This window comes from Oceanidesulfovibrio marinus, assembly GCF_013085545.1.
GTDB classification, from domain to species: Bacteria; Desulfobacterota; Desulfovibrionia; order Desulfovibrionales; family Desulfovibrionaceae; genus Oceanidesulfovibrio; species Oceanidesulfovibrio marinus.
The window spans coordinates 1,400,063-1,412,926 of sequence record NZ_CP039543.1; the positions used below are offsets into that span (position 1 = coordinate 1,400,063).

Annotated in this window: 10 protein-coding genes; all 10 read right to left on the reverse strand. The window is 64.4% G+C overall.

Annotated elements, in window-relative coordinates:
* Nucleotides 1-2 precede the first annotated feature (2 nt).
* Nucleotides 3-1,967, reverse strand: coding sequence for an ATP-binding protein (locus E8L03_RS06280; RefSeq protein ID WP_171266858.1), 1,965 nt, complete (start codon nucleotides 1,965-1,967; stop codon nucleotides 3-5).
* A 6-nt stretch (nucleotides 1,968-1,973) separates the two neighbouring features.
* Complete coding sequence (locus tag E8L03_RS06285) at nucleotides 1,974-2,657, reverse strand: response regulator (RefSeq protein ID WP_144305710.1); 684 nt, start codon at nucleotides 2,655-2,657, stop codon at nucleotides 1,974-1,976.
* 154 nt (nucleotides 2,658-2,811) lie between these two features.
* Nucleotides 2,812-3,282 (reverse strand): tRNA (cytidine(34)-2'-O)-methyltransferase, encoded by a 471-nt coding sequence (locus E8L03_RS06290; protein ID WP_171266859.1) that lies wholly within the window; start codon nucleotides 3,280-3,282, stop codon nucleotides 2,812-2,814.
* Nucleotides 3,283-3,285: 3 nt separating this feature from the next.
* A complete protein-coding gene (locus E8L03_RS06295; protein ID WP_171266860.1) occupies nucleotides 3,286-5,085 on the reverse strand; it encodes a M3 family oligoendopeptidase in 1,800 nt (599 codons plus the stop codon).
* Nucleotides 5,086-5,230: 145 nt separating this feature from the next.
* Entirely contained in the window at nucleotides 5,231-7,609 is a 2,379-nt protein-coding gene (gene priA / locus E8L03_RS06300; RefSeq protein ID WP_171266861.1) for a replication restart helicase PriA, read from the reverse strand.
* 76 nt (nucleotides 7,610-7,685) lie between these two features.
* Complete coding sequence (galU, locus tag E8L03_RS06305) at nucleotides 7,686-8,555, reverse strand: UTP--glucose-1-phosphate uridylyltransferase GalU (protein WP_144306229.1); 870 nt, start codon at nucleotides 8,553-8,555, stop codon at nucleotides 7,686-7,688.
* Nucleotides 8,556-8,817: 262 nt separating this feature from the next.
* Entirely contained in the window at nucleotides 8,818-10,170 is a 1,353-nt protein-coding gene (gene glmM, locus E8L03_RS06310; RefSeq protein WP_171266862.1) for a phosphoglucosamine mutase, read from the reverse strand.
* 11 nt (nucleotides 10,171-10,181) lie between these two features.
* Entirely contained in the window at nucleotides 10,182-11,153 is a 972-nt protein-coding gene (locus E8L03_RS06315) for a CdaR family protein (RefSeq protein ID WP_171266863.1), read from the reverse strand.
* 29 nt (nucleotides 11,154-11,182) lie between these two features.
* Nucleotides 11,183-11,941: a diadenylate cyclase CdaA gene (gene cdaA / locus E8L03_RS06320; protein WP_144306239.1), complete on the reverse strand. Its 759-nt coding sequence runs from the start codon at nucleotides 11,939-11,941 to the stop codon at nucleotides 11,183-11,185.
* Between the two features lie 15 nt (nucleotides 11,942-11,956).
* Nucleotides 11,957-12,823, reverse strand: coding sequence for a dihydropteroate synthase (gene folP / locus E8L03_RS06325; protein ID WP_425325951.1), 867 nt, complete (start codon nucleotides 12,821-12,823; stop codon nucleotides 11,957-11,959).
* Between the last annotated feature and the right edge of the window lie 41 nt (nucleotides 12,824-12,864).

A 12,864-nucleotide genomic window follows, 5' to 3' on the forward strand; every position in this document is an offset into this window, starting at 1 on the left:
TGCTAACTCGTCTGCTCGAGGTCCGTGTGTTCTGGAAACCCCGGGCCGGATTCCGGACGGCTTTCCACCGTCTCAGTGTCGGAAAAGGCGGGGGCCTTGGGCACGGTGAACATGAAACACGTGCCCGCACCGGTCGCGGTCGGGCTTTCCGCCCAGAGCCGTCCGCCGAGTTTTTCCACGATATGCTTGCAAATGGCCAACCCCAGTCCGGATGAACCAGCTCCTTTGGTGCGGTGCTTATCCACCCGGTAAAAACGCTCGAAGATGCGCTCCATGTCCCCGGCTGGAATGCCCGGACCCTGGTCCTCCACCCCGAAGATGACCATACCGTCGTCGTCGCGGCTCCAGATTCGCGCAGCTAGGCAGACTCCGTCGTGGGAGCCGCCGCATTGGTCCGGCTTGACGCCGTACTTCACAGCATTTTCTATAAGGTTGCGGAACACCTGCACAAGCCTGTCAAAGTCCGCGTTCACCATCTGCGTATCCGGCAGATCCAGCTCGACGTGCACGCTTTTTCCCTCGACCAGGTGCTCGCACTCGCGCAGGGCCTGGGCCGCGGCCTTGGCGCCGTCCACCGGCTTGACGTCGAATGGCTTCTTGCCGCTCTCCAGCCGCGTCAGGCTGAGCAGATCGTTGACTGTCTTGGCCATGTGGTTGGCGTGCTTGATAATAATTTCCAGAAAGCTCTTCTGCCCTTCCGGCTTGGACGTGCCCTGCTCTACGCCCAGGAGCAGCGTCTCGGCGTAGCCCTTCACCGAGGTGAGGGGCGTACGCAGCTCGTGCGAAACATTGGCCACAAAGTCTCGGCGGATGCGCTCCAGGCGCGAGAGCTCGCTGATGTCGTGGAACACCACCACAAGGCCCCCTTCCGCGTCCTGGTACTCCTGCCGGCGCATGGGGACGATGGTCACATCGTAAACCGTATCGCGCACAGGCTCTATCTGCATGCGTATGGCATCGGACTTTTCGGGCCCGGATTTGGCCTCCACGGCCAGGGCCTGGTCGCAGGCGCGTTGCAGCTCCGGGGACAGCACCACTTCCAGAGGCTTCTTGCCCACACACTCCTCTGTCACGTTGAGTATGCCGCCCAGGGCGCGGTTCACGCTGCGAATGCGGCCCCGGTTGTCTATGACCATGACCCCTTCGCGCATGGAGTCCAGCACGGCCTGGATCTGCGATTTCTGCTCGGTTATCGTGCGGATGTGGTGCTCGATGGACTGCGCCATGGAGTTGATGGACCGGGCCAGGGCGTCAAACTCCTTGCTCTTGAAGAAGCCCAGCCGTTTCATGTAGTTGCCGGACCCGATAGCCTCGGCCACGGCGATGGTCTCGCCCATACAGCCCCACAGCCAGCGCACCAGAAACAGACTGAACAACGCAGCGAGCACCAGCGCGGCGGCCACGGAGATGTACATCCCGCTTTCGATGTTCTGCAGCCAGCCGCCGGACTCGTAGTGCGGCATGCCGAGCAGCAGCCGGCCCCGGGGCAGCTCGCCCGCGCCAGGCCACGCGCCAGAGGCGAACACGGCGTCGCCCTGGAAGTAGACAGATGTGCTGCGGTCTTTTACGCCCAGGTTCAGAGCATCCGGCGGTGTGTGCGACGTCCCGGCCGAGGGCAAGGTTGCGGGTTTGGGAAATTGCGTCAGCGAGGTAGTGTCCGCAACGCTGTCGCCGGACGAGGCGAAGATAAGCCCGCCCGTATCGTCGTACAGCGCCAGACGCACCCGGAGCGTGCGCGCGACGTTCTCCATCCAGCCAAAGACGCGTGTCGCCTCGTTGCCTGCGGCGTTCTCGCCCAGACCATCGCGCACCAGAAAGAACAGCCGGCGTATCTCCAGGTCTGCGTTGTCCTTCAGCCCTTCCACGAACACACGGTGCGTATACCACGACGGCACCAGCACACCGAGGAACACCACAAGCAGAAAGGACGCGAGAACTCGCGAACGAAACGAAAACCCGCCGCGCATTGACGACTACTCCTTGAACCTGTAGCCCACGCCGCGCACGGTTTCCACATAGGACGCGTAGGGACCGAGCTTCTGCCGCAACCGCCGCACGTGCGTATCCACAGTGCGCGCGTACCCTTCAAACTCGTAGCCCCACACGGTGTTGAGCAGCTGGTCCCTGGTCTGGACGCGGCCCTGGCGCTTCAACAGCTCGGCCAGCAGCTTGAACTCGGTCGCCGTCAGCGGGACCTCCTCGTCGTCCACCTCCACGCGGTGCGCGTCGAGATCCACGGACAAGCCGTCCTTCTGCCACTTGGAACGCTGTGCATCGCCCGGCTGGATGCGCTTCATGATCGCCTTGACCCGGAGCAACAGCTCCCGCGGGCTGAACGGCTTGATCACGTAGTCGTCCGCGCCGAGCTCCAGGCCGACAATCCTGTCCACCTCTTCGCCGCGCGCCGTGAGCATGATCACGGGTATGGATGCGGTCTCCTGCTTGCGCTTAAGCTCTTTGCAGATCTCGAACCCGTCCATCGAGGGCAGCATGATGTCCAGGATTATGAGACCGGGCTGTCTGCGCCGGGCTTCCACGAGCCCCTCGTAGCCGTCCATGGCCGAGGAAACCTCGTACCCCGCGCTCTCCAGGTTGAAGGTGAGCAGCTGCAGGATATCTTCGTCGTCTTCGATAACTAGCACTTCATCATTGGACATGTGTTTTCTCCCGACAATCCGTGAGTGTATGCACGTCAAATAATGACAACATCATGGTTCTCGTGTGACAAATGTGTGACGACATCTCGAAAAAGTTGATGTTTCCTTATCTTACAGCCTTCCTTCGTACGATTGTTTCCGTTCCGCATGTACATCAGGGGTACGGCAGAGAGCTGCTCACGCGCAATGCCTCATAGAGCAGAATACCTGCGGCCGTGGACATGTTCAGGCTGCGTACGGCATCCGTTACCGGAATTCGCACCGTGGGCCTGTCTGCATACAGCTCCGGCGGCAGGCCCCGCGTCTCCGGCCCCAATACCACGAAGTCATTCTTTTCAAAGGGAAAATCGCAGTAGTTCACGCCGCTGTGGCTTGTGCTGAACACGAACCGCCCGCCTTCGTCCTGCACATGCTTTTCCATGGTGAGCCAGTCCGGCCACACCGTGAGCCGCACCCGCGGCCAGTAGTCCAGTCCGGCCCGTTTCAGATACTTGTCCTCCAGGCTGAACCCCAACGGCTCCACAAGATGGAGGTCCACTCCGGCCCCTGCCGTGAGCCGGGCCACGTTGCCCGTGTTGGGCGGTATTTCCGGCTGGTAGAGCACCAGTGACGGCTTATGCGCCATTTTCTAGCCCTCTGCCGTGAGGCTTGCGAACTGCGCAGCATCCTTGGCCGGTCCGGCCAGGGCTTTCCGCCAAAATCCTTCCTGCGAAAGATCCTCGCCCAGGGCAAGGCGCACCGCGTCCTCGCTGGTGGCGCTGCCGGTAAGGGTCAGGAAATGCTCGTAGGTATCCGTGAACCCGCCCTTCTCGGTCGAGGCGCGCTCGGCCAGGCCCAGGCTCAGCAAGTAGCCGAAAGTATATGGGAAGTTGTAGAACGAGACCCCTGTGATGTAGAAGTGCAGCTTAGAGGCCCAGAACATGGGGTCGAGCTCGTCCGGGTCAAGGAGGTCCGCAAACGCCGTGCGCTGCGCATCGAGCATGAGCTCCTTGCAGCGCGCCGCCGAGACCTCGCCGCTCGAACGCTCGGTGTAGAAAGCGACTTCGAACAGGAAGCGCATGCGGATGTCGCAGCAGAAGACCGCGGCGTCGTCCAGCCGGGCGCGCAGCACCTGGCGTTTCACCGCGTCGGACACGGCCGGGTCGGCCAGCAGCGCGTTCTGCACCAGCCGCTCAGCGAACGTGGACGCCGTTTCGGCCAGGGTCATGGGATAGAGCGCGGCCAAGGGCCGCTTGTCCGCAAGGATACGCGAGTGGAAAGCATGGCCCAGCTCGTGCGCCAGAGTCTGCACGTCGCCCAGGGTGCCGCCGAAGGTCATGAACACGCGGGACTCGCGCGATTTGAGCGAGGTAGTGCAGAAGGCGCCGGGCCGTTTGCCCGCCCGCTTCTCCGCCTCCACGTGGCGCGTATCCAGCGCTTCCTGCGCAAAGTCCGCCAGCTTGGGGTAGGCGGCGCCAAAGGAGCTGATGACCAGGTCCGTGGCCTGCTCCCAGGTGTAGCTCGGCTGCTCCCCGCCGGGCAGCGGCGCGGAAAGGTCCTGGAATCCGAGGCGCTCGCGCCCCAGCAGCGTGGCCTTGCGGCGCAGGTAGTCCAGCACCGGCCCCCGCTCAGAATCCACGGCCCGCCACATGGCGTCCAGCGTCTTCCGTGTGGTGGCCGCACCGAACAGCGGCTCCACCAGAAAGTCCTCCACCCCGCGGTGACGGTTCAGTGTCAGCCGCGTGCCGGCAATGGCGTTGAGCGCCGCGGCGGTCGCGTATGCCACGTCTTCCCATGCGGCGTTGGAGTTCACCAGGGCCTGTCGCCGGACTTCGGGATCGGAATGCTGCAGCAGCTCGCGCTTTTGGGCCATGGGCACCTCGCGCTCGCCCTCCTCCCCGGCGGTCATGTGGAAGGAAAGACGGCCCGAGAGCGTGTCGTAGAGACGGCCCCAGGCCGAGATGCCGTCCACGCCCAAATCCGAGGCCAGACGCTCCCGCGCCGTGTCCATACGGCGGGAGGCCTCCTCCTTGAGCCGGGTCAGGAAGTACTCGCAATCCTTCAGCTCTTCGCGCGCGGCCAAAGCCTGCACCGCGGCCTCGTCGGCCTCGCGGAACACGGCCATGACCGGGGCAAAGGCGTTGCGGTAGCGCGCCCCCATCTGGGAGACGCGGCCACTCTCCTGCTGAAAGCGCTCGTTCTGCGCGTCCGTGGCCGCCAGGCAGCCCACGTAGGACGACCAGTGGGAGAAGTCGGACAGGATGGACTCGTCGATCAGGAAGAGCTCCACCCACGCTTCGAGCGTGCCCTCGTCCAGGGTGGGCAATGAATCGGCGAGGCTCTCCAGCCGTGCGATATCAAACTCAAGCTGCGCGATGTGCTCGCGATATGCATCGCCATCGAACTCGGGAAAGTAGGACGTCAGGTCCCACACAGGGGCGTTGGCCATATATTTCCTCCTGATTTTTTAAGCAGATATAATCCGGACATTCCGAAACAACTTTCCCTGAAGTCCAGATGAAAGTCTTTGGAAAGGGGGCCGGGGGAAAAGCCTTTCTTCAGAAAGGTCTTCCCCCGAAAAAACACTCTCATTCCTAGAGCATATCCAAGGGATCGAGGTCCAGGGAGATCTTTACGCCCCCCATGGCCTTGGCCTGGTCCTGGAACACGGCGTAGAGCCGGCGCACGGTGGGCCAGTCCGCGGCCTTGATGAGGCACTGAAAGCGGCGCTTGCCGCGCAGTCTGGGGATGGGGGCAGGGACAGGGCCGAGGAACTGTGCGCCCAGGGACCGGGCCAGCTCCCGCGCCGGCTGGGCCAGTGCGCCGCCGAGCACGACACCGTCGCCCACTGTGGGCGGCAGCTCCATGCGCACCAGGCCGAGCTTGACGAACGGCGGGTACTTGCGTTTGCGCCGCCGCTCCAGCTCCTGGGCGAAGAAGCCCTCGTAGTCGTTCTGCTGCACGTACTGCCAGCAGTAGTGGTCCGGGTTGCGCGTCTGGATGAGCACACAGCCAGGCCGATCGCCACGGCCGGCGCGTCCGGCCACCTGCACGAGGAGCTGGAAGGATCGCTCGGCCGCGCGGTAGTCCGGCAGGTTGAGCCCCATGTCCGCGTCGGCAGCCACAACCAGGGTGACGTCCGGGAAGTGGTGGCCCTTGGAGAGCATCTGCGTGCCCACGAGGACCTGCGCCTCCTTACGCGCAAAGGCGTTGAGGATGGCCTCCATGCGTCCGGGCCGGCGGGTGGAGTCGCGGTCCAGCCGCAGCACCTCGCATCCCCTGGGCAGCGCGGCGGACAGGGTTTCCTCCAGCCGCTCCGTGCCCTCGCCCATGGGCAGGTAGTCGGCTGCGCCGCACGTGGGGCAGAGCAAGGGGTACGGCAGGCTGTCGCCGCAGTAATGGCAGACGAGCCGCTCCCGGCCCTTGTGGTAGGTCAGGCCGATGTCGCAGTGCTCGCACCGGGCCACCTGCCCGCACTCCTTGCAGTACATCAGCGGGGCGTAGCCGCGGCGGTTGAGCATGATGATGGCCTGGTCGCCGGCGTCCACCACCTGGCGCAGGCGCAATGCGCTTTGCGGGGCGAGCAAGGAGTCCGTGGGGCCAATGCGGCGGATGTCCACCAGCTCCACGCAGGGCATGGCGGCGTTGCCGAAACGCTCCGAAAGAACATGCTGCGGCAGCAGGCCGGACTGCGCGGCGTGGAAGGTCTTCACGTCCGGCGTGGCCGAGCCCAGGATGCAGACCCCGGAGTGCTGCGCGGCCAGGAAGTGGGCCACCTCCTTGGCCTGGTAGCCCATGCGCTCGTCCTGCTTGAAGGAGGCGTCGTGCTCCTCGTCCAGGACCACGGCCCCCAGTTCTCGCAGGGGCAGGAACAGGGCCGAGCGCGTGCCCACCACGATGTGCGGGCCGTCCTCGGTGGCGGCGCGCACAAAGTTGCGCTCGCGCTCCTTGGGCGGCTGATAGCCGTGGTGGAAGATGACGTTGCGGTCCGGGAACACGGCGCACACGGCTCGGCGCAGGTTTATGGCCAGAGCCACCTCCGGCGCGAGCAGCACCACGCTGCGGCCACGAGCCAGACAGGCGCGGGCCAGCTCCAGGTAGACCGCGGTCTTGCCGCTGCCGGTAACGCCGAAAAGCAGATGGGAGACGGCGGCTGCGCCGGCGCCGTTGGCCTCGCCGTCCAGAGAAGCCTCGAAGGCGGCCAGGGCCGCGGCCTGGCCTTCTGAAAGCTGGTAGCACACGCCGGAGTCCGCATCGCAGGCCGACTCATCCACGGCCGCGCAGAACGCCGGTTGCGGACCGATGGTAACAAGGCCGCGATCCGCCAGGGTCTTGAGCACGGTCGACGTCTCCGGCCCCAGCTCCTTGGTCAGGATAGCGCGCGCCGTGGGCCCGCGGTCCCACAGAAACTCCAGGAGCGCGATCTGCCGCTTGGCCGAGGGCCGCACCGACCACGGCGGGTCCTTGACCACGCTGGCGTACTCCACGGCCGCCGCGGGCTCCACGCTCTTGGCCTCCATGTTGCCGGAGAGCCAGAGCCGCGCCAGCTCCTTCTTGCCGGACTCGTCCAGCTTGGATAGCTCCGAGCTCTTGAGCCGGCGGGGAGCGCCGCCTTCGTAGACTGTATAGATGATGCGCGCGGTCTTGAGGCCGGCCGGCAGAATCTGGCCGAGGATGCGCCCTTCCGACTCCATCTGCCGGAGGGCGAGGTTGCGGATCATGTCCAGGTAGGCTTCGGAGAAGAGCGGCGTGCGCTCCACGGGCCAGAGCACAGGCTTGAGCTGATAGTCGGCGCCCTCCGCAGGCATCTCACCCTCGCCGGACAGCACGACTCCCAGTCGCATGCCGTTGCCAAGGGGAACGAGCACCCGCGTTCCAGGCCGCATGGCTTCGGACGGCAGCCAGGCGGGCTCTTCGTAGGTGAGGTTGGCGAATGGAGGGCTTGCGAGGGCGATGCGGACGGCGCGCTTCATGCTCCGCGGGGGCCGCCGGTAGAGGCGGCACGGGCCGCGGCGGAACCAATGGGGCTCCGCCGCAGCTCATGTATGGTTACTTGCAGGAAAGCAACTCTTGCAGACGATGCACCAGATCGTCCCGCAGGGTTTCGTCCTGCAGCGCAAAGTAGATGTTGGCTGTGAGATACTCGGCCCAGTCGCCGGCGTCAAACCGCTGGCCGCGCATGCGCACGGCAAGCAGGCGGGAATCCTTGGCCAGGGACTTGAGCGCGTCGGTAAGCTGGATCTCGCCGCCATGGCCGGGCTCCACGTTCTCCAGATGCTCGAAGATCTCGGGCATGAGCACATAGCGGCCCACGATGGCCAGGCGGGACGGAGCCTCGCTCAGCTTGGGCTTTTCCACGAGATCGCGCACGCGGTACAGACCCGGCGCGAACTCCTCGCCCTGAATGATGCCGTAGCGGTTGACCTTGTCCGGTGGTACTTCCATGACGCCGATCACGGGCAGCTTCTCGTCCATGGCCACGTCGATGAGCTGTTTGATGCCGGGCTCCATGCCGAACATCAGGTCGTCGCCCACCATGATGGCAAAGGGATCGTTCTTGACCACTTCCTTGGCGCAGAGCACGGCGTGGCCCAGGCCAAGCTGCTTTTTCTGGCGCACGGAGATGATGTTGACCATCTCGGCGACTTCGCGCACGGCCTTGAGGATATCCGTCTTGCCGGCTTTTTCGAGCACAGACTCCAGGGACAGGTTGTAGTCGAAATGGTCCTCGATGATCTTCTTATTCTGGTTGTTGATGAAAATAACGTCCGTCAGGCCAGAGTTCATGGCCTCTTCCACAACATATTGCACCACCGGCTTGTTGTAGACCGGCAGCATCTCTTTGGGAATGTTCTTTGTTGCGGGCAGCGACCGAGTGCCCCAGCCTGCTACCGGTACGACCACCTTCTTAATCTGCATTCTCCGCGCTCCTCGAGGGTCTCGTGTTTCTGCACGCGGCGGTTGACCCGCACCCCGCCAAAAGGCTGCCCGGCAGCATTACTGCCGAAGCCTTCATCATTGTCGCACTCGAACCGCTTGGCCTTTCCCCATGATCGACCATAAAACCAGGGTGATCATACAAGCGAAGGCCCTAAATTCTAGGGTACCATTTTCCGCTTGAATGGCAAGCGTCCATTGCGTGAAGATGTCGTGCCGGATTGTCCGGACAACGCGCAGGCCGCTATTTCAGATTGGCCCGGAGCGTCTCGGCAAGGTATTGGGCGAGCTCTTCCACCAGATCGCGGTTCTCGCCTTCCACCATGACGCGCGCCACGGACTCCGTGCCGGAGTAGCGCAGGAGCACGCGGCCCCTGCCGTCGAGCTTGGCCTCGGCGGTCTTCTTGGCCTGGATCACGGCGTCCACGTCATCGAAGGGAATCTTGCGCTCCACGTGCACGTTGAGCAGCACCTGGGGGAGGAGGTCCATGAGCGCGGCCAGCTCGGACAGCCGCTTCTCCTTCAGCGTCATCAGCCGCATGAGCTGCAGCGCTGCGAGAATGCCGTCGCCCGTGGTGGCGTAGCGGTAGAAGATGAGATGGCCGGACTGCTCGCCGCCGAACACGGCGCCTTCGCGCCGCATGGCCTCCACCACGTGGCGGTCGCCCACGGGCGTACGCAGCAGCGTGCCGCCGTGGTCCTTCATGAACAGCTCCAGGGCCATGTTGCTCATCACAGTGGCCACGAGCCTCTTGCCGGGCAGTTCGTTCCGCTCCATCATGTCCAGGGCGCACATGGCCATGATCTGGTCGCCGTCCAGGACGCGGCCGGTCTCGTCCACCACGATGAGGCGGTCGGCGTCGCCGTCCAGGGCCAGACCGAGGTCCGCGCCGTGCTCGCGCACATGGTGCGCCACCACCTCCGGATACAGCGAGCCGCACTTGTCGTTGATGTTCAGGCCGTTAGGGTCGGTGCCTATCTTGATGACCTCGGCGCCCAGCTCCTCGAAGATGGGCGGAGCCACGCGATAGGCCGCGCCGTGGGCGCAGTCCAGCACCACCTTCATGCCGTCGAAGGTCATATGCTCGGGCAGGCTGTTCTTGAGAAAGACGATGTAGCGGCCCGGGCTGTCGGCGATCTTTCTGGCGCGGCCCACCTCCTCGGAAGGCGGGTAGTTCCACTCCATGTCCGGGTCGAGCACCATCTGCGTGATGGCTTCCTCGGCCTCGTTGGGCAGCTTGAAGCCGTCGTTGTCAAAAAACTTTATACCGTTGTCCATAAAAGGGTTATGCGAGGCGGAGATGACCACGCCGAGGTCGGCGCGCATGTTCCGCGTAAGAAACGAGATAGCCGGCGTGGGCATGGGCCCCACCAGGAAGACGTCCATGCCGGCGGCGCACAGCCCGGAGGTGAGCGCCGTCTCGAAGACGTAGCCGGAGAGGCGCGTATCCTTGCCGATGACCACGCGGTGCCGCTTGTGGCCGTTGCGGAAGTAGGTGCCGGCCGCCAGGCCGAGCCGTAGCGCGATCTCCGGGACCATGGGGTAGATATTCACCTGGCCGCGCAGTCCGTCTGTTCCGAATAGCTTCTGGGTCATTGTGTTCCTGTCTATTCTGTCGAAGCGTTCGTGTTGTCCGAACGCGTTGCATTATGTGTGCCTGCCGATTCCTGCTGCGACTTTGGCACAAGGGTGACCGTCACGGTCTTGGGCTCGCTGACCTTCACCGTGGTCCGGGGCGGCAGCTTCGGCACATAGGTCAGCTCGTGTTTGCCCGGCTCCAGGTTCTCGCTCACCACCACGTTGACCGACACCTTGTCGTCCAGGGAGCCCTCTTTGAGCAGCGGCACAGGAGCGCGCACCGTGAGGTCCACGTGGTCGGGTGAGACCTTGGCGTCGTACGACGAGAAGTTCTCAAGCCGCACGGGAGCATTCACCTCCACGTCCTTTTTGTCCACATCGAAGACGAGACGCACCTGCACCACGTCCGGCACGGCCGTGATCTCGTCCGGCAGAGCCAGCGGCGTCTTGTCCTCCACCACGGTGGTAGGCGCGCCTGTTTCCACATCCACGGCCTGGGTGGGAATGGAGTCGATGCGGTCCACAAACTCCTTGGGCCCGCGAATCTTGGTCACCGCCGGAATGGTCTCGTTGCCGCGCAGGTAGTAGTGGTCGTCCAGCTCGCCGCGCCACTGCGGCTTCACCGCCACCACCTTCTCCTCCACGCGGTCGGCCACAACCTGGAATCGCGGCGGATCTATCTCCACCACCTCGATGCTGCCTGGCAGGGGCAGGCTCGATGGGTCGAGGTTCACGGTGTTCATGCCCGGCTTGATGCCGTTCAGGTCCAGCGAGTAGGCCACGTTGCGGGTGTCCAGATTGCGCACCAGGCCTTGCGGCCCGCGCACCCGGACCTCGACCCTGTTGCGCAGGCCACGGCGGATGACGATGTCCTTCTGAACGCCGGTGAACTCCACGGGCAGCTCGACCCACGCATCCACGCGCTCGCGGCCGGACACGAAGAACCAGGCCGTGGCGGCCAGCAGGAAGGCCAGGATGAGAAATTGCCAGTTGCCTTTCACGTCAGTTTACTTCCATGGTCGCACCGGTATCAGCGGGCGAGCTTCTCCAGCAAAATTTCGCGAAGCCGTGCCTCGTCCGGACAGACGTTCAGCGCGCCTTCGTGGGCCACGGAGATGCGGCCCCGCTCCTCGGAGACCACCACAACCACGGCGTCGGTCTCCTCGCTCATGCCCAGCGCGGCGCGGTGGCGCGTGCCCAGGTCGCTGCTGTGGCCGGCGCCGGCGGACGAGAGCGGCAGAATACACGCCGCGGCCACGATCTTCGAGCCCTTCATGATCACGGCGCCGTCGTGCAGCGGCGTGTTCGGATAAAAAATCGTCACGAGCAGGTCCTTGCTCACCCTGGAGTCCAGGCGCACACCCTTCTCCACCACATCGCCCAGGGGCACGGATTTTTCCAGCACCACCAGCGCGCCGATGCGGCTGGCGGCCAGGGAGATGAGCGCCTGGATCAGCTCGTTGAGCGCCGGCTCGCCGATCTGATGGTTCCCGCTGCGGAACATCCTGCCCGCGCCCACCTCCGAGAGCGCCTTCCGGATGTCCTGCTGGAAGATGATGACCACCACCAGGAACAACGACCCGAGGAAGTTCGCCAGGAGCCAGTTGAGCGTGTAGAGCCCGAACTCCTCCGAGACGAAGTAGACGAGGATGATGAGCACCAGCCCGTACACGACGGAAACGGCTCGCGTGCCTTTGACGAAAAGGATGAGCCTGTACACCAGAAAGGTGACCAGGGCGATATCGAGGATGTCGCGCCATCCTATCTGGATCTGGCTCATGTTGAACATGGCGTTCATGGGCTCCTACCCGCGCGTGCGGGCGTGGTCCAGCGCGTGTGCCACGCGCAATGACTGTACGGTCCGCTCCACATCGTGGACGCGGTGGATGGGACACAGTGGCGACCAGGAAAGGGCCGTGGCGGCCTGGGTCGCGTTCTCGCGATCCTGCGGCCCGAGGCCCAGCAACTTTTCCCACACGCTCTTGTTGGAAAGGGCCATGAGCAGCGGCCGACCGAGGACGGCGAACCGCTCCACATTGGCGATGAGCGCGAGGTTATGCTCCAGAGTCTTGCCGAAGCCGATGCCAGGGTCGAGCACGACGCGGTCCTCGGGCAAGCCGGCCCGTACCAGTGCGCCGAGCTCCTGCTCGAAGAAGCGGAACACATCCTCCACCACGTCGTCGTACTGCGGCGCGTTCTGCATGGTGCCCGGCTTGCCCAGGCTGTGCATGAGCACGTAGCCGGGCCTTTTCTGCACGAGCACGTCCCGGAGCGCAGGATCGAACCGGCACGCGGAAACGTCGTTGATGATGACGGCGCCGGCGTCCAACGCCTGCGCAGCCACCTCGGCCTTGTACGTATCCACTGAAATAACAGAAAAATCTGTCGGCGAACTCGCCGCAGAAGAATCAGAAGCCGCGCCCTGCCCCGCCGCCGTTCCGGCGTGCTGCGAGCCGAGGGCGTCTATCAGACCCCGCACCACCGGGATCACGCGCTCCAGCTCCTCGGCCTCGGAAACCTCGTCGGCGTAGGGTCGTGTGGACTCGCCGCCAACGTCCAGGATGTGCGCGCCGGATGCGGCCAGGGACAGGCCGTGCGCGACTGCCGTCTCGGTGCTGGCGTGGCGTCCGCCGTCATAGAAGGAGTCCGGCGTGACGTTGACAATGCCCATTACGCAAAAGGGGGCAATCGCGATGGATCCCCCCCCATATA